Genomic DNA, 17065 nt, shown 5'->3' with positions numbered 1-17065 from the left:
ACTGAATTTCATTTTCAAAACAACGGATTGATCCATGACTTCACGCACCATCCTAATCGTCGACGACGACGACGACCTGCGCGGCACACTGGTCGAGCAACTCGCCCTCTACGAGGAATTCGACGTCCTGCAGGAAGCGACTGCGGCAAAAGGCGTCACCGCGGCGCGCGGCGGCCTCATCGACCTGCTCATCATGGATGTCGGCCTGCCCGACATGGATGGCCGCGAGGCCGTCAAGATCCTGCGCAAGGGCGGCTACAAGGCCCCGATCATCATGCTGACCGGCCACGACACCGATTCGGACACGATTCTGGGTCTCGAGGCCGGCGCCAACGACTATGTCACCAAGCCGTTCCGCTTCGCGGTGCTGTTGGCGCGCATCCGTGCCCAGCTGCGCCAGCATGAGCAGAGCGAGGACGCCACCTTCTCGGTCGGCCCCTACACGTTCAAGCCCAGCCAGAAGCTGCTCATCGACCCGCGCGGCGGCAAGGTGCGGCTGACGGAGAAGGAAGCCTCGATCATCAAATATCTCTACCGCGCCGACCAGAAGGTGGTGACGCGCGACGTGCTGCTCGAGGAGGTCTGGGGCTACAATTCCGGCGTCACCACGCACACGCTGGAAACCCATGTCTACCGGCTGCGCCAGAAGATCGAGCGCGATCCTTCCAATGCAGAAATTCTTGTGACAGAAAGCGGTGGCTACAAGCTGGTTCCTTAAACATTTCATTATCCAATGAGCGGTCTGGGCGGGACCGCTTTCGGGTGCGATCCTGTTGGAGGGGATTAAGGATCGACTCGTGAAGGAGGGATTGGACTGACCGTTCGGGGACGCAGCTAGAGATGGCGTTGGATGACGACATCCGCATCCTGTCCGCCGTGAGGCTCTTTGAGGGTTTCACGCAGGAACAGCTGCGCCTGCTCGCCTTCGGCGCCGAGAACACCTTGCTGCAGGCCAACCACAAGCTTTACCGCGAGGACGACGAGGCCGATTCGGCCTATGTCGTGGTCAGCGGACGCATCGTGCTCTATCGCGAGCAGAGCGGCGAACGCATCCCGATCGGCACCGCCGGCCCCGGCACCATCCTGAGCGAACTGGCATTGATCGCCGACACCAACCGGCTGACCAGCGCGTCGGCCGAAATCGACTCGGAGGTGATCCGGCTCAGCCGCAAGATGTTCCGCCGCATCCTGGAGGAATATCCCGACGTGGCGGTGAAGCTGCACCAGCGCATCCTCGACGATTTCCAGGCCATGATCGCCCGCATCGAGAAACTGGCGCCGCGGTTTGGCGGGTAGGTTTAACCACCGTCTCGAACGGGTTTTGCCCTGAACAGGCACCAGAATGGCTTCCCGGGCGCAAGTTCACCTTGGCCGAGGAGTTGAAACCCGCAGTGCTTATAGAAAGCCAAATTCTTGCGTTGTGCGGTTTCGAGAAACGTCCCTGCCGAGACAGGATCTCTATCGGCAAGATCGCAATAAGCCTTGATGAGCGCGCCGCCAGCCCCCTTTCCCTGCATCGAGGGGTGAACACCCAGGACCCCAAGGTAGAAATGCGGTTCCTGCGGCTTGTATTCTTCACTTATGGCATCTGCCCTCTCGAAGCGCGAAGCCATCGATGCCTGCCTTTGCTGAAGCAAAGCCCATCTGCGCTGGTGCGCCAGAGGCCATTCAAGCCGCTGCGTATCATAGCCCATCGCCGCGCCAAGGATGCGACCCTCGCTCTTTAGCAGCAGCACAGGCATTCCAAGCGCCAGGCGCGCCGCCATCAGGATCGAGAAGAACTCCGTCACCAGTTCCTGACGCTGCGCAGGATCGCCCGAGAAGAAAAAAGCCATTTGCGGATCATCGGCAAAGGCAGCCGCCAGACAGGCGGCCGCCGATGTCACATCCGGCTCTCGTGCTGCCACTATCTCCATTCGACTTCCACTTTGGCCTCCGGCCTAATCCAGATCGAACCGCGCAATCACCGGCACATGGTCCGACGGCCGGTCCCAGCCGCGTGCGGCGCGCAGGATCTCGTAGCCGGCAAAACTGGGCACCAGGTTTGGCGACGACCAGACATGGTCGAGCCGTCGGCCTCGGTTCGACGCTTCCCAATCCTGCGCTCGATAACTCCACCAAGTGTAGAGCTTCTCGTCTAGCGGCACGTTAAGCCGCATCAGGTCGACCCAGTCGCCCGCCAACCGCATCGCCTCGAAATTTTCGGTCTCGACCGGCGTGTGGCTGACCACGTTCAGCAATTGCTTGTGCGACCAGACATCGTGCTCGAGCGGCGCGATGTTGAGGTCGCCGACCAGCACCGAGGCGGACACCTCGCTATGCTCGGCGCGGATGGCGTTCATCTCGGCGACGAAATCGAGCTTGTGCTTGAATTTCTTGTTGATCTCGGGATCGGGTTCGTCGCCGCCAGCCGGCACGTAGAAATTGTGCAGCAGGATCGTCTTGCCGCCGGCCCGTACCGTCACCGACAGATGCCGGCTGTCCTCGATCTCGCAGAAGCGTCGCTTTTCGACCACCTCGATCGGCCGCCGCGCCACCGTCGCGACGCCGTGATAGCCCTTCTGGCCATGGAAGGCGATGTGTTGGTAGCCGAGCCTGCGGAATGCCTTTTCGGGAAACAGCTCATCGGGAACTTTCGTTTCCTGCAGGCAGAGCACATCGGGGGCGTACTCATCGAGCAGTCGCTCGACGATCGGCATGCGCAGGCGGACGGAGTTGATGTTCCAGGTGGCAATCGAAAAGGGCATTGGCAATCCGGGACAGCGTGATTCCAGCCAGGACCGGTGGACCCTGACAGAGAAGACGCCTTTTGAGGGAGTCAGTCCGGAAATTGCCAGCCGGGCGCCGTAAAGACAAGCCGGGCTGTGCTTGGGCGGGACCCAAGGTTCGCTGAGATTCAGGTCAGGCTGAGTCGAGACGGCTTCCGAGAACTGGAGCGGAGCGTACTTAGAGTACGTGAGCCCAGTTCTACTGCGACGCAGTAGAACTGGGAAGCGCAGGAAGCCGCCATTCGCAGGCCGGCCTCACCTGAATATCTGCGTACCTTAGCGCGTCTTGGTGTTCAGCTCTCGGTTGGCCGTGTAATCGATGGCGAAGGTGTCGGGCGCGAAGCTGACGCCTTCCTTGGTGTTGAAGATCATCACCGTGGTGTCCTTGCCCTGCGCGTCGGTGATCGTCCACTGGCGCAGATCATAGGTCTTCGGATCGAACATCATGGTGATCATCGCATTGCCGAAAATCGACTTGTCGGAAAGCTTGATGGTGGTGAGGTCGTCCTCTTCCTTGACGCTCTTGACGCGGTCGCCGGAGAGGTCGATGCGGTCGTCGAGCAGCAATTTCAGCGGCGTCTTCGACAGCGGATAAAGATCGGAGGTCTTCATTTTCTTGTTGAGGATGACCACCGACTTGCCGTCCGAAATCACCTTGAAATTCGATGACCCGTCATAATTGAAGCGGATCTTGCCCGGCCGCTCGAGGAAGAACTTGCCGCCGGTCTGCTCGCCCTTGGGGCCGAACTGCACGAATTCGCCGCTCATCGATTTGACCGAGGAAAAATGGTCGGCGATCTTCTGCGCGGCAGGGGGCACGGCGGCCTGCGCCGAGGCCAGCAATTCAAAGCCTGGCACTACATTGAGGGCGGCGGCCCCCGCGGCGACAAGGCCGAGGCCAAGCAGCTGGCGGCGGGTCGGGGCGAAATTGCCGAGGGCTGAAAGATCGTTTTTCATGGCGGTCACTCTCGTGGTGATTCCTGTATCTGTCGCTGTCCTGAGCCCCCAGTTGGGCTGAAGTTTGGCGGACGGACGGTGCTCCTCGCTTCAACGCGCCGCAAGGTTCAAGGTTGCGGCCCAGCTTCCCATCAGAATTTGTCGTCTTCGGTCGGCACCAGGATCTCGCGTTTTCCCGCATGGTTGGCCGGACCGACAATGCCTTCCTTTTCCATCTTCTCGATGATCGAGGCGGCGCGGTTGTAGCCGATGCCGAGACGACGCTGGATATAGCTGGTCGAGGCCTTGCCGTCGCGCAGCACCACGGCCACCGCCTGGTCGTAGGGATCGTCGGAATCGTCCAGATTGCTGTTGCCGCCACCCCCGCCGGAGCCGCCCTTGCCGGACGGCTCGTCATCGTCCTCGTCATCGTCCTCGGTGATGGCATCGAGATATTCGGGCACGCCCTGCAGCTTCAGGTGCCCGACGATCTTCTCGACCTCGTCATCGGAGACGAACGGGCCGTGCACGCGCTGGATGCGTCCGCCGCCGGCCATGTAGAGCATGTCGCCCATGCCGAGCAGCTGCTCGGCGCCCTGCTCGCCCAGAATGGTGCGGCTGTCGATCTTCGACGTCACCTGGAAGGAGATGCGGGTCGGGAAGTTGGCCTTGATGGTGCCGGTGATGACGTCGACCGACGGCCGCTGCGTCGCCATGATGACGTGGATGCCGGCGGCGCGCGCCATCTGCGCCAGGCGCTGCACGGCGCCCTCGATGTCCTTGCCGGCGACCATCATCAGGTCGGCCATTTCGTCGATGATGACGACGATGTAGGGCATCGGCTCGAGGTCGAGATTCTCCGTCTCGTAGATCGCCTCGCCGGTCTGGCGGTCGAAGCCGGTCTGTACCGTGCGCGAAATCTTCTCGCCTTTTTTCTCGGCCAGCTGAACGCGAGCGTTGAAACCATCGATGTTGCGCACGCCGACTTTGGACATCTTGCGGTAGCGGTCCTCCATCTCGCGCACGGTCCATTTCAGTGCCACCACCGCCTTCTTCGGATCGGTGACGACGGGCGTCAAAAGATGCGGGATGCCGTCATAGACGGACAATTCCAGCATCTTCGGGTCGATCATGATCAGCCGGCATTCCTGCGGCGTCAGCTTGTAGAGCAGCGACAGGATCATGGTGTTGATGGCGACGGATTTGCCGGAGCCGGTGGTGCCGGCGACCAGCACGTGCGGCATCTTGGCGATGTCGACGATGACCGCTTCGCCATTGATGCTCTTGCCCAGCGCCAGCGCCAGCTTGGACTTGGTCGTCTCGAAATCGCGGCTGGCCAATATCTCCCGGAGGTAGACGGTTTCGCGCTTGGCATTCGGCAGTTCGATGCCTATCGCGTTGCGTCCGGGAACCACGGCGACGCGGCAAGCGATAGCGCTCATCGAGCGGGCGATGTCGTCGGACAGGCCGATGACGCGCGACGATTTGATGCCGGGCGCCGGTTCCAGCTCATAAAGGGTGACCACCGGACCGGGTCGCACGGCGATGATCTCGCCCTTGACACCGAAATCCTCCAGCACGCCCTCGAGCAGGCGCGCATTCTGCTCCAGCGCATCCTTCGACAGGCTTGCGTCCTTGGCAACGTTCTTCGGTTCGGACAGGAAATGCAGCGACGGCATTTCGAACGTGTCCGAGCCGATCAGCGAGGTCTGCGCCTCGCGCTGGACGCGCGCGCCTGGAGCCGGGCGCGGTGCCGGCGCCTCGACACGGGTTGCGGCGTCGGAGCGGAACTGCTGCACCTTGGCCGTGGGGGCCCCGCGGCGCTTGGTGACGGGCTCGTCGTCGAAATCCACGTCGTCGCGGTCGAAGATATCGTCATCGTCCGGATCGACGGATACGCTGCGGTCATTGACCATGGCGGCGAAGAATTCCGGTTCGACGCGAGCGCGGCCGTCCGGGCTCATCCGCTGTTCGGCGAATTCGGCCGATTCGACCCGTTCGGCGGCGCGCCGCCAAGCGGTGGAGCGCGGCTCCAGCTCCGGCTCGTACTCATCGCGTTCCTGCCTGCGGCGCACGGCGCGGCGATGCATCCACGCACGCAGCGACAGCCACCAATGGGTGATGGCGCCGAGCGCTAGTATGCCCTCGTCCCCCTCATCCTCGTCATTGTCGAACAGCAGATCGTCCTCGCGCGGATCCGCGGCGGCCGGCTCTTCCATCACGGCGAAGCCGTTCTTGCGCCCGATCAGCGCCGATCCATAGGCGAACAGCCAGAGCGTCGGCGCCGCCAGCAAGACGGCGAGCACGCTGGCGATCAGCCCGGTCGGATAGCCGCCGATGAGCACGCCGGGGATCTTGAGCACCATGTCGCCGAACACGCCACCAAGGCCGGTGGGCAGCGGCCAGGTCTTGGGCGGGACGATGCAGCCGGCGATCGCGGCGGCGAGCAGCGCGAAACCGAACCAGAACAGTCCGCGCTTGGGCAGCCTGTCGACGCCGCGCGCCGAAAACAGGAGATACCCCCAGATGACAGCCGGGACCAGCGCGGCAACCGCGGCAAGGCCGAAGAACTGCATGGCAAGGTCGGAGAACACGGCACCCGCATAGCCCATGGCGTTGGTGACGGTGTTGCTGGTGGCGTGCGAGAAGCTTGGATCGGCGACGTTCCAGGTGGCGAGGCTGGCGACCCCGAAGGCTACAGCCAGGAACAGGCCGGCGCCGACCAGCCGGCCGACCTGGCGCCGTGCGAAAGCCTGGATGCCGTGCCCCGTATCGGTCAGCGCGAGCGGTGCTGAAGCCCCTGAACGCATGCTCTTCCCCGTCAGTGATTGCCTGGCCGCAGCACATGACGCACTCCGGCAGATTCGGATGCCAGACTATCGGTGGGAAGGTTAAGGGCGCATTAACTATAAGAGGTTGAGATCATCAAACCCCGTCACTTCAGGTTGAAGCGGAAGCGGACAGGGCGTGCAACGTCGCCGTGCGACCCCCAAGGTGGATAGAGGCATGCAATCTGTCTTCCTTCGCGTGGCGGCTCTCGCCTGGGCAGGGCTTAGCCTCGTGCTCGCCCTGCATTGGTTTGTCGACCTCGGCATGGTGGGCTTTCCTGATGGCTACATCACGCCCTTCGCGCGGGCGACCGGCCCACTCCTGCACCTGCTTGCCTTCGCCTGTTTGATACAGGGCCTGTATTTTCTGTACAGAGCTCTCTTCGGCAAGGGATTTGGGGTACTGGGCCTGGGCCTGCAAATTCTGATTGCGGCCGTCCTGACGGTGGCGCCGGCGTTGATTGTCCGGAATTGTCCCCATTCGCAGACCTGCAGCAGCGCCTATGAGGCGCTGACAAACACCATGATGGACGACGGGGTCGGCGGATAGACCCGCCGGTCGGGCCAGGGAACCCTACTGTCTTCGCTAACGCTGCTTTGACCAAACGAGGCAATGGCGGGCACCAAGGCCCGCCATCATCCGCTCGTTCATGGACATCAGTCAGGCCATCCGGCCGCCCGTCTCACGCGTCAGTTCGCGCCGCCGAGCATATGGACGTTGGCGCAGAACTCGGCGTGCGGCTTGCTCATCGCCGCATCCTGGCATTCCTTCTTCATTGCTTCCTGCTTTTCCATCGGCATGGCCATGAAGGCGGCCTTGAATTCCGCCATCGGCTTCATGGTTTTCATGCTGGAATCGGTGAAGAACGGCGCCATATTGTCCGGCTCATCGAGTGCACCGGCAAATGCAACGCCGCTGACCATGGAAAGAGCAAGTGCCCCGAGGCAAATGTTCTTGAAGTTCATGAGGAGTTCCTTCCCTGTGTTTTTACACACGAGCGTCATAACGACGATCGCATCCACAGTTCGGAGCCAGGGCGGTCGATGTTTCCTCGAAAAGCGTCCTCACACGAACGTGACGGCGCAAAGTTGATCTCAATCAGGATGATTTTGCCAAAAAAGAGGCCCGGATCGCTCCGGGCCTCAATGCGTGAGCCTCTTTCGAGAACGTCACGACGGGATCTTTGGAGCAATTCCAAGGAAAGCCAAATTGCGGGTTTCCTGGAATTGCGTGAAGGAATCATGGGGCCGGCGGGAGGAGGGTTCCGCCGGCCCCGTTGGCGAGGCTGGCCTTACGGCACCACTTCGCCATGCTGGGAGATATCGAGGCCTTCGACCTCTTCCTGGGTCGTCGGACGCAGGCCGACCAGCGCCTTGACGATGTAGAGGATCACGAAGGTGGCAATCGCGGTCCACAGGATGGTGAAGACGATGCCGTAGAGCTGGGTGACCACCGAGCCGCCCTTGCCGAGCGCGTTGATCGCCGGGTCGGCGAGCGCACCGGTGAGCAGCGCACCGATGATGCCGCCGACGCCGTGCACGCCGAAGGCATCGAGCGAGTCGTCATAGCCGAACATGTGCTTCACCTTGACCGCCGAGATGTAGCAGAGCACGCCGGCGACGATGCCGATGATGAAGGCGCCTGTCGGGTTGACGAAGCCGGAAGCCGGCGTCACCGCGACGAGGCCGGCGACGGCACCCGAGATGATGCCGAGCACCGAGGGCTTCTTGGCGACGATCCATTCCGCGAACATCCAGGCGAGCGCGGCGGCAGCGGTGGCGACCTGCGTGTTCATCATCGCAGCGCCGGCAAGACCGTCGGCCGCCAGTTCCGAACCGGCGTTGAAGCCGAACCAGCCGACCCACAGCAGCGAAGCGCCGATCACCGAATAGACCAGGTTGTGCGGCGCCATGTTGGTGGTGCCGTAGCCTTCGCGCTTGCCCAGAACCAGCGCGCAGACCAGACCCGCGACACCGGCGTTGATGTGGACGACCGTACCGCCGGCGAAGTCGAGCACGCCAGCCGTGCCGAGGAAGCCGCCGCCCCAGACCCAATGCGCGATCGGGCAATAGACCACGATCAGCCACAACGCCATGAACAGCAGCAGCGCCGAGAACTTCATGCGCTCGGCGAAGGCACCGGCGATGAGGGCAGGCGTGATGATGGCGAAGGTCATCTGGAACATCGAGAAGACGAATTCAGGAATGTTCGAGACCCCAGGCAGCCAGAGCGTCGAGACCGTGATGCCGTGATGGAAGAATTTCGAGAAGCCGCCGAGATAGGCATTCATGCCGCCGCCGTCGGAGAAGGCGAGCGAATAGCCGAACATGAACCACAGCACCGTCACCAGGCAGGTGATGGCAAAGCTCTGCATGATGGTGGCGAGCACGTTCTTCTTGCGCACCATGCCGCCGTAGAACAGCGCCAGGCCCGGGATGGTCATCATCAGCACCAGCGCCGTCGAGGTCAGCATCCAGGCGGTGTTGCCGGTGTCGAGCACCGGGGTGGGAGCGGCAGCCGGCGCGGCAGCGGCAGCGGCCGGAGCTGCTTCCTGCGCGAACGCGGCGACGCTGCCCAATGCTGCGAGAGCAAGCGAGCCCAGAAGGGCCGCCCGTCCCGTCGTCTTCAAGGTGGAAGAAATATTCATTGAACTCTCCATTGGAATACGTGTTCGCCGCTCAGAGCGCGTCGGTGTCTGTTTCGCCGGTGCGGATGCGCACCGCCTGATCGATGCCGAAAACGAAGATCTTGCCGTCGCCGATCTGGCCGGTCTTGGCCGCGGCGGTGATGGCTTCGACGGCCTTGTCGACCGTGTCGGCACTGACCGCGACCTCGATCTTGATCTTCGGCAGGAAACTGACCGCGTATTCCGCTCCGCGATAGATTTCCGTATGTCCCTTCTGACGCCCGTAGCCTTTGACTTCGGTGACGGTCAGGCCCTGGATGCCGACGGCGGTAAGCGCTTCGCGCACCTCGTCCAGCTTGAACGGCTTGATGATTGCCATCACGATTTTCATAAGGTTTCACCCTTTGCTGTTGCGGTCCCCCGCGTTTGCACGACTTCACCGATCCCAAAGAGCCGGAGAGTGCCCCCAAGGATTCAAGCTCCGTGCCAAGTGCCGAAGCAGCATGTTAACCTGTTGTAAACAAAGGGAATGGAGCGATTGGAGGCAGCAGGTGCCAATGCCTGCGGCACGTCATATGCTCAAAAATTATGCAATTTTTCGATTTTGCCTAATTTGCCGGCTTTGAGCACGATCCCGAAAGCCGAGCCCGGTTTTCTCGGACAAGCGCTTTTCGTTTATCCAGAGATCCTGCTCAAACAAGACTCGCAATGCTCAACGCTTAAGCCGGATCAACCCTTCCTGCGCCATCGAGGCGATCAACGTGCCGTCACGCGCGTAAAGCGTGCCGCGGCTGAAGCCGCGCGATCCCGAGCTTGACGGGCTGTCCTGCGCATAGAGCAGCCAGCCGTCGAGCGGATGCGGCCGGTGGAACCACATCGAATGGTCGAGGCTCGCCGCCTGGATGTCGGGATCGAACAGGCCGCGCCCATGCGCGAAGGTCGAGGTGTCCAATAGCGTCATGTCGGAGAGATAGGCGAGCAGCACCGACTGCAGCGCGCGATCGTCGGGAACCGGCCCGGCAAGGCGGATCCAAACATTCTGCCGGGGCGGCAGCTTGTCGCGGCTTTCATAATGCTGGAGATTGACCGGCCTGAGCTCCAGCGGCCGCTCGCGCGCCCAGAAGCGGCGCACCGCCTCCGGCACGCGCTCGGCCCTTTCGAGCAGCTGCCGCTGCGTCTGCAGCCCTTCCGGCGGCGGCACGTCGTCGGGCAGCGCGAACTGGTGTTCCAGTCCCTTCTCACCGACCTGGAACGAGGCTTCGAGCGAAAAGATCGCCTGTCCGTGCTGGATCGCCAGCACGCGGCGGGTGGTGAAGGAGCCGCCGTCGCGTATGCGGTCGACCTCGTAGACGATCGGCACCCTGATGTCGCCCGGCCGCATGAAATAGCCGTGCAGCGAATGCACGAAGCGGTCCGGCTCCACCGTCCGTTGCGCCGCCACCAGCGCCTGGGCGATCGTCTGGCCGCCGAACACGCGCTGCCACTCCACCTGGGGGCTGCGACCACGATACAGATTGTGTTCCAGCCTCTCGAGGTCGAGAATGCGCAGAAGCTCGTCGATCGCCGCCGTCATGTTTTGTGACCTCGCCGCAAAATTGCTATGGCGGTTTCCGACAGGAACAACGAGCCGTCAAGGGCGCCAGCTGTGGCCGGCGCGCAAGGAGCCAAGACAATGGAACGCAAGGCGGACGCCAAGACCAGATCCGGGCTCGATGTTCTCGTCGCCGGCGCCGGCTATGTCGGGCTGGCCACCGCCGTCTCGCTGAAACAGGCGCGGCCGCATTTGGCCGTGGCGCTGGTCGATGCCGCGCCCGCCGGTGCCTGGCAACGGGACGGCCGCGCCTCGGCCATTGCCGCGGCCGCCTGCCGCATGCTCGACCAGCTCGGCGTCTGGGCCGAGATCGCGCCGCAGGCGCAGGCGATAACCGAGATGATCATCACCGATTCGCGCAGCGCCGATCCGGTGCGCCCGGTGTTCCTGACCTTCGGTGGCGAAGTGGCGCCCGGCGAGCCCTTCGCCCATATGGTCGCCAACAAGTCCTTGAACGGTGCCTTGCGGACCAGGGCCGAAAAGCTCGGCATCGACATCATCGAAGGCGTGGCGGTGCAGGGTTTCGAGACCAATGGCGCCGGCATATCCGTGCATCTGGCCGACGGGGCCGCGCTGACGGCGCGGTTGCTGGTCGCCGCCGACGGCGTCAATTCGAAGCTGCGCGACATGGCCGGCATCAAGACGGTGAAATGGGATTATGGCCAGTCCGGCATCGTCTGCACGGTTGCGCATGAACGCCCGCACAATGGCCGCGCCGAAGAGCACTTTTTGCCCGCCGGGCCCTTCGCCACCTTGCCGCTGAAGCCCGACGAAGACGGCACCAACCGCTCATCGATCGTCTGGGTCGAACGCGCGGAGGATGCCAAAGCGCTGGTGGAAGGCGACGATCTCGTCTTCGAGCATGAACTCGAACAGCGCTTCGGCCTGAAGCTCGGCGAAATCCGCGTTGCCGACAAGCCGCGCGCCTGGCCGCTCGGCCTGACCATCGCGCGTGCCTTCGTCGCGTCGCGCGTGGCCCTTGCCGGCGACGCCGCCCACGGCATTCACCCGATCGCCGGCCAGGGCCTCAACCTCGGCTTCAAGGACGTCGCGGCACTTGCCGAGGTGATCGTCGAGGCCGACCGGCTCGGCCAGGACATCGGCGCGCTCGACGTGCTCGAGCGCTACCAGCAATGGCGCCGCTTCGACACGGTGCAGATGGGCGTCACCACGGATGTGCTGAACCGGCTGTTCTCCAACGACATCGCCCCGCTGCGCGCCGTCCGCGACATCGGCCTCGGCCTCGTCGAGCGCATGCCGCGCCTGAAGGCGTTTTTCATCCGCCAGGCGTCGGGACTGTCGGCCGGCACGCCACGGCTGCTGAAGGGCGAAGCGATCTGACTGTCTCACGCACACGCCAGGGTGTGTTGAGATTCAGGTCAGGCCGAGTCGAAAACGATGGCTTACGAGAACCGGAGCGGAGCGTACTTAAGTACGTGAGCACCGGAAGCGCAGGAAGCCGTCGTTTGCAGGCCGGCCTCACCTGAATATCAGCACACCCTCAATTTACCTCGAAACCCAGCTTCTGCCGCAGCCGCAGCATGCGCTGGTCGGCGATCTCGAGGCGCTTCTCGCCGCCCTGGGCCGCGCGGTTGACCATCTGCAGCAGGTCGTTGCGCTCGGCGACATCCAGACGCTCGCGCAGGAACGGTGCCAGCTTGTCGATGACGACGGTGGTGTCGTCGATCTGCGAGGCCGCCCATTTGGCGTAGATCACCGCCTCGTCGGTCTTCTTCTTGTCGGCGATCTCGGAAATGACAGCACGGATGACGGCCTCGCGCTGCGGCAGGATCGGTCCATTCTCGGAGACGATCGATGTGATCAGCGTCGCAGCGGCGACCACCGGGTCGTCGATCGCCGTTAGTGGCGATAGCGCCGCCTGCTTGCGCAGCTTCTTGCGCCTGATGTTGCCTTGCACGCGCCCGACGACGTCGGCGACCTCGCGCGCAGCGTCGTTCATGGCCTTCATCCGGTACCACCAGAACGCCGCCGCTCCGAGCACGCCAAGGACAGCAATCAGGAAAGGCATGTCGAAATCCCCCAGGAACCCGCGCGACGATAAGAGAACTGTCGCCTTGCTTCAACACGCGAGAGTTGACCCTGGCCAAGAAATTCAATTTGCGGCTGGTGACGCTTTGGCGATTAAACAAGCCGATCTGCCGCCCCAACCGCCAAAGCCAGATGCCATCTATGACCCCGGTATGTCGTAGATCGCCCGCACCTCGATCGTGCCGATCTCGGCCAGCGGAATGCCGGCGGCGATGTCCAGCGCTTCGTCGAGATTGTCGGCCTCGACCATGACGAAACCGAGCAGCTGTTCCTTGGTTTCGGCGAACGGGCCGTCGGTGACAAGGCGCTTGCCCTCGCGCCGCCGCACCGACTTCGACGTCCTCACCGATTGCAGCGCCTGCGCGATGATCAGCTTGCCCTCCTGGTCCAGGGACCTGTCATAAGCCAGTGAATCCGCGTCGAGCTTGGCCCCGCGCTCCGCGGTCAATGCGTAGAGGTCTTTTTCCTCGCCATAGACCAGGCAGACATATTTCATTGCGACCTCCCCTGCTGCAGCGAACCATAAGATGCGATAGCGAGCGTGTCAGCCTTGCCTTCGACCGCCGCCGCATGGTCAAGAAGGCATGCCGCGATCCCGATGATGGCAACAGCCGCAAGCAGCCGGCCGAAGACGGGCGCCGGCGGATCCATCCAGAAGTCTTCCTGTCGCCCGGCCTTGTTGCCCGGGCTCTTCCACAATGCGAAAAACAGATTGTCCATGTGAACCTCCAACCGGCCACAATCCCATGGCCGCCCGCAGGACGGCTGGGCCGGATGGGAGTCGACATTTTTGCCCGAATATTTTTTCAGGAAAGCCCGGTTATTTTTTCCGGAAGGCATGAGCCATCATCGTGCGCCGTCATCGTGCCGTGGTTCAAACAGCGCAGTGGTCTTCGCGCGCACCCGCGCTATAGTTGACCCGATGCCACTCAGGCCAAGTTCAAGACAACCAAGGAGGACTTCATGGACCGCACCGCAACCGCCGTCTGGAAAGGCAATCTGAAAGAAGGCAAGGGCACGCTCGACAGCCAGAGCGGGACGCTCAAAGGCACGCCCTATTCGTTCAAGGCGCGTTTCGAGGATGAAAGCGGCAAATCCGGCACCAATCCGGAAGAGCTGATCGCGGCCGCGCACGCCGGCTGCTACGCCATGCAGCTTTCGCACTTCCTGGCTGAGAACGGCACGCCAGCGGCTGAGCTCGACGCCAAGGCCGTGGTGACGCTGGTTCCGGGCACCGGCATCACCGGCAGCGCGATCACGCTGGTCGGCAAGGTGCCCGGCATCGATGCGGCGAAATTCAAGGAACTGGCTGAGAAGGCCAAGGCCGAATGCCCGGTCTCCAAGGCGCTTGGCGCCATCAAGGTGTCGCTCGACGCGAAGCTGGGGTGATCGGCGTTTCTATCTGAAGGGCAGCGATCCTTCGCCCCCCTCTCTGCCCTGCCGGGCATCTCCCCCTCAAGGGGGGAGATCAGATGTCATGCCGGCTTTCGCAAATCACCAACGTTGCAAGAGAAGCGCCAGCGCTGGAACTGCCAATCTCCCCCCTTGAGGGGGAGATGTCCGGCAGGACAGAGAGGGGGGCCTCGCGCCGCCGTCTCCGTTGACTGTTAAGCCCCCAGCGCGTCGAGTCGGGCGCGCAGAGCGGCGACTTCCTGCTCCAGCGCCTCCACTCTCGCCTCCAGGTCAGAGTGAGGCGTGGCCAGCGCGCTGCGCTGGACCGATAGAGCTGCAACGTCCACGGCTCCTGCGAGAAGATGCACGTAGCGGTCCTCGCGCTGGCCTGGCCCGCGCGGGATTTCCTGGATCAGCGGCGGCCGGCGGCCGATCAGCATGTCGAGTTCAGCGCGCAGATCCTCGATCGTCGAAAACCGCGCCATGCGCTCGGCTCGAGCCAGGAGTTCATGCGCCGTTTGCGGTCCGCGCAGCAGGAGCAGACCGATCAAGGCGGTCTGCGGCGTGGTCAGCGAGAAGCGCTGCGCCATCTGATGCTCATAGCGCTCGACGCGCGAGCCGAACATCTGCCGCACCAGCCCCTTCTGCTCGAGCAGCTTCAGTCCGCGGTGCACCTCTGTCTGCTCCAGCGCCATGACAGGCTCGCGCGCCGTCTTCTGGTTGGCGGCGGCAAGGGCTGCATTGAGCGTCAGCGGGTAGACGTCAGGCGTCAGCTCCTTCTTCTCGATCAGGCAACCGAGCACGCGGGCTTCGACGAGATTGAGGATGGGAAGGTCTTCGCTCATGAAAGTTGTTCAGCCTCCTGACGATAAAACACGGTTGCAAGGGCATGTTTGCGCGCCTGGCGGGCATTATCCCTCACCGGGGCGGCAAGGTTCATTGCGTGATGACCATATCGCGCTTCGAGATAGCGCGCGATGGCGGTCGGGATGAGACCGGACCCCATCTCCCGCGTCCGGCTTTTCCGCTCGGTCAGGCCGCGGATTTCCTTTGCTGCCGGCACCGGCACGGCCGTCTGGTCGAGGCATTCGCCGAGGTTCATCGGCGGCAGGCCGGCAAAGCCGCGCTGTTCCATCCAGTCCAGGGCCACCAATGTCCGGATCAAATAGAACAGCTTCTTCAGTTTCACCTCGCCGGAAAAACTGCCGATCTTGGCGACATGCGAGCGCGCCAGACCAAGATAGTGCTGCGATACCTTTACCGGATCGACGATCTCGGCCAGCAGGTCGAGAAGGCGCGCGCGAAATCCCGCGACTTCCTCATAGACGATGGGTGACTTTGCCCATTCGACGATGACCGCATTGCCGCCGAGCGCCAGGAGCAAGGCCTTGCGCAGATCCCAGCCACCGGCATCGATCTCGCCTTCGATCGGAAACTCAATGACGTCGCGCGGCTGTTGCAGGACGAGGTGATCCGACACGCGCCTGATATAGACAAAACGGCAGTCATAGTCGCTGTCCGGAGACGGAAAACCCCAGGCGCGACTGCCGCTTTCGATGGCGAACAGGATTATTACACCCTGGCTTCGCACCAGATCGAGGCGCTCGCGGAGGGCCCCGACGGCGTCCGGCGAAAAGTCAGCGGGTAGTTTCGGCGTCAGACTCGGCGCTCCACCATCATCTTCTTGATCTCCGCGATCGCCTTGGCTGGGTTGAGGCCTTTGGGGCAGGTCTGGGCGCAGTTCATGATGGTGTGGCAGCGATAGAGCCGGAACGGGTCTTCGAGATTGTCGAGCCGCTCGCCCTTGGCCTCATCGCGGCTGTCGATCAGCCAGCGATAGGCCTGCAAGAGTGTCGCCGGGCCGAGATAGCGGTCGCCGTTCCACCAGTAGCTCGGGCACGAGGTGGAGCAGCAGGCGCACAATATGCACTCGTAGAGCCCGTCGAGCTTCTCGCGGTCTTCGTGGCTCTGCAGCCATTCCTTGGCCGGCTGTGGCGACACCGTCTTCAGCCACGGCTCGATCGAGGCATGCTGGGCGTAGAAATTGGTGAGGTCGGGCACCAGGTCCTTGACCACCTGCATATGCGGCAGCGGATAGACTTTCACGGCGCCGGAAATGTCGTCGCAGCCCTTGGTGCAGGCCAGCGTGTTGGAGCCGTCGATGTTCATGGCGCAGGATCCGCAAATGCCTTCGCGGCAGGAGCGGCGCAAGGTCAGCGTCGGGTCGATCTTGTTCTTGATCCACAGCAGCGCGTCGAGCACCATCGGCCCGCAATCGTCCATGTCGACGAAGTAGGTGTCGATGCGCGGGTTCTCGTCATCGTCCGGCGACCAGCGGTAGATGCGGTATTCCCGCAGATTGGTGGCGCCTTCCGGCTTCGGCCAGGTCTTGCCCTGCTGGATCTTCGAATTCTTGGGGAGCGTCAGTTCGACCATTACCTCAGGTCCTTTCGGATGACGAGCTTCAGCCCGGACCAGATTTCATTGACGGCGGCGACCTTGACGTCGACAAGGTCGCGTTTCAGCGCTTCGGTGCGCACGACGCCTTCGGTGACGTCGGTCGGCACTTTCGATGCCTTCTTCGGCCAGGACACCCAGACCATGCCGTTGCGCTTGATCGCCGCCTCGACATCGCCGAGGCGATCCTCGATCTCGGCGCGCTGCCGGGTGAAGGCATGAACGGCGTCGTATTTCAAAACAGCCCCTGAAATGGCAGACCAATCGGCCAGCCGATCGACTTCGGCAAAAGCCACGGCGTCAGCCAGGTCGTCGAGTTCCGGCGGCAGCGCGATGAAGGCGGCAGTCATGCCGTCCTTCAGGCCAAGCTTGGCCGGAAGGGGCGTGCCGGAATATCCCGAGGCCGCCGGTGTCATG

At 62.9% G+C, this 17065-nt stretch carries 20 protein-coding genes; 5 read left to right on the top strand and 15 right to left on the bottom strand.

What is annotated here, in order from left to right; translation table 11 throughout:
- Positions 1–34: 34 nt before the first annotated feature.
- Both AC04SF_RS31005 and AC04SF_RS31000 read left to right on the top strand, forming a co-directional pair.
- Entirely contained in the window at positions 35–718 is a 684-nt protein-coding gene (locus AC04SF_RS31005) for a response regulator transcription factor (RefSeq protein WP_010912284.1), read from the top strand.
- Between the two features lie 122 nt (positions 719–840).
- Positions 841–1296 carry a cyclic nucleotide-binding domain-containing protein gene (locus AC04SF_RS31000; protein ID WP_488480888.1) on the top strand — a complete coding sequence of 152 codons (456 nt, stop codon included), beginning with the start codon at positions 841–843 and terminating at the stop codon, positions 1294–1296.
- A 2-nt stretch (positions 1297–1298) separates the two neighbouring features.
- Here the strand turns inward: AC04SF_RS31000 and AC04SF_RS30995 are convergent, their stop codons facing one another.
- From AC04SF_RS30995 to AC04SF_RS30980, 4 genes are all read right to left on the bottom strand, one after another.
- Positions 1299–1916, bottom strand: a complete 618-nt coding sequence (locus AC04SF_RS30995; RefSeq protein WP_488480887.1) for a GNAT family N-acetyltransferase — start codon at positions 1914–1916, stop codon at positions 1299–1301.
- A 24-nt stretch (positions 1917–1940) separates the two neighbouring features.
- Positions 1941–2747: an exodeoxyribonuclease III gene (locus tag AC04SF_RS30990; RefSeq protein WP_488480886.1), complete on the bottom strand. Its 807-nt coding sequence runs from the start codon at positions 2745–2747 to the stop codon at positions 1941–1943.
- Between the two features lie 297 nt (positions 2748–3044).
- Entirely contained in the window at positions 3045–3725 is a 681-nt protein-coding gene (locus AC04SF_RS30985) for an outer-membrane lipoprotein carrier protein LolA (RefSeq protein ID WP_488480885.1), read from the bottom strand.
- Between the two features lie 131 nt (positions 3726–3856).
- A complete protein-coding gene (locus AC04SF_RS30980; RefSeq protein WP_488480884.1) occupies positions 3857–6514 on the bottom strand; it encodes a DNA translocase FtsK in 2658 nt (885 codons plus the stop codon).
- Between the two features lie 196 nt (positions 6515–6710).
- Here AC04SF_RS30980 and AC04SF_RS30975 point away from each other — a divergent pair, with 196 nt between their 5' ends.
- A complete protein-coding gene (locus tag AC04SF_RS30975) occupies positions 6711–7082 on the top strand; it encodes a hypothetical protein (protein WP_488480883.1) in 372 nt (123 codons plus the stop codon).
- Positions 7083–7222: 140 nt separating this feature from the next.
- On the opposite strand, the gene AC04SF_RS30970 is transcribed toward AC04SF_RS30975, so the two are convergent.
- From AC04SF_RS30970 to tesB, 4 genes are all read right to left on the bottom strand, one after another.
- Positions 7223–7498, bottom strand: coding sequence for a hypothetical protein (locus AC04SF_RS30970; protein WP_096451620.1), 276 nt, complete (start codon positions 7496–7498; stop codon positions 7223–7225).
- A 326-nt stretch (positions 7499–7824) separates the two neighbouring features.
- Complete coding sequence (locus tag AC04SF_RS30965) at positions 7825–9180, bottom strand: ammonium transporter (protein WP_010912290.1); 1356 nt, start codon at positions 9178–9180, stop codon at positions 7825–7827.
- A gap of 31 nt (positions 9181–9211) precedes the next feature.
- The gene (locus AC04SF_RS30960) at positions 9212–9550 is read right to left on the bottom strand and encodes a P-II family nitrogen regulator (protein ID WP_010912291.1); all 339 of its coding nucleotides are present in this window, start codon (positions 9548–9550) and stop codon (positions 9212–9214) included.
- 321 nt (positions 9551–9871) lie between these two features.
- On the bottom strand, positions 9872–10732 hold the full coding sequence (gene tesB / locus AC04SF_RS30955; protein WP_488480882.1) for an acyl-CoA thioesterase II: 861 nt from the start codon (positions 10730–10732) through the stop codon (positions 9872–9874).
- 99 nt (positions 10733–10831) lie between these two features.
- Here tesB and AC04SF_RS30950 point away from each other — a divergent pair, with 99 nt between their 5' ends.
- Entirely contained in the window at positions 10832–12091 is a 1260-nt protein-coding gene (locus AC04SF_RS30950; RefSeq protein ID WP_488480881.1) for a ubiquinone biosynthesis hydroxylase, read from the top strand.
- A gap of 160 nt (positions 12092–12251) precedes the next feature.
- Here the strand turns inward: AC04SF_RS30950 and AC04SF_RS30945 are convergent, their stop codons facing one another.
- From AC04SF_RS30945 to AC04SF_RS30935, 3 genes are all read right to left on the bottom strand, one after another.
- Positions 12252–12779 (bottom strand): hypothetical protein, encoded by a 528-nt coding sequence (locus AC04SF_RS30945; protein ID WP_202352240.1) that lies wholly within the window; start codon positions 12777–12779, stop codon positions 12252–12254.
- A gap of 159 nt (positions 12780–12938) precedes the next feature.
- Positions 12939–13295 (bottom strand): YciI family protein, encoded by a 357-nt coding sequence (locus AC04SF_RS30940; RefSeq protein WP_202352239.1) that lies wholly within the window; start codon positions 13293–13295, stop codon positions 12939–12941.
- Complete coding sequence (locus tag AC04SF_RS30935; protein WP_488480880.1) at positions 13292–13519, bottom strand: hypothetical protein; 228 nt, start codon at positions 13517–13519, stop codon at positions 13292–13294. The genes AC04SF_RS30940 and AC04SF_RS30935 overlap by 4 nt, the downstream gene beginning before the upstream one ends.
- Positions 13520–13762: 243 nt before the next feature.
- On the opposite strand from AC04SF_RS30935, the gene AC04SF_RS30930 reads away from it, so the two are divergent.
- Entirely contained in the window at positions 13763–14188 is a 426-nt protein-coding gene (locus AC04SF_RS30930) for an OsmC family protein (RefSeq protein WP_069090493.1), read from the top strand.
- Between the two features lie 218 nt (positions 14189–14406).
- Here AC04SF_RS30930 and AC04SF_RS30925 read toward each other — a convergent pair whose 3' ends face one another.
- The 4 genes from AC04SF_RS30925 to AC04SF_RS30910 all read right to left on the bottom strand — a co-directional run bounded on the left by AC04SF_RS30925 (position 14407) and on the right by AC04SF_RS30910 (position 17064).
- A complete protein-coding gene (locus tag AC04SF_RS30925) occupies positions 14407–15036 on the bottom strand; it encodes a YceH family protein (protein WP_488480879.1) in 630 nt (209 codons plus the stop codon).
- Positions 15033–15782 (bottom strand): nucleotidyltransferase domain-containing protein, encoded by a 750-nt coding sequence (locus tag AC04SF_RS30920; RefSeq protein ID WP_488480878.1) that lies wholly within the window; start codon positions 15780–15782, stop codon positions 15033–15035. The genes AC04SF_RS30925 and AC04SF_RS30920 overlap by 4 nt, the downstream gene beginning before the upstream one ends.
- A gap of 65 nt (positions 15783–15847) precedes the next feature.
- Entirely contained in the window at positions 15848–16627 is a 780-nt protein-coding gene (locus AC04SF_RS30915; protein ID WP_010912301.1) for a succinate dehydrogenase iron-sulfur subunit, read from the bottom strand.
- On the bottom strand, positions 16627–17064 hold the full coding sequence (locus tag AC04SF_RS30910; RefSeq protein WP_488480877.1) for a DUF3052 domain-containing protein: 438 nt from the start codon (positions 17062–17064) through the stop codon (positions 16627–16629). The genes AC04SF_RS30915 and AC04SF_RS30910 overlap by 1 nt, the downstream gene beginning before the upstream one ends.
- Position 17065: the final 1 nt, after the last annotated feature.

This window comes from Mesorhizobium sp. CNPSo 4671 (genome assembly GCF_057784245.1).
This window is presented reverse-complemented; position numbering and strand designations above follow the sequence as displayed.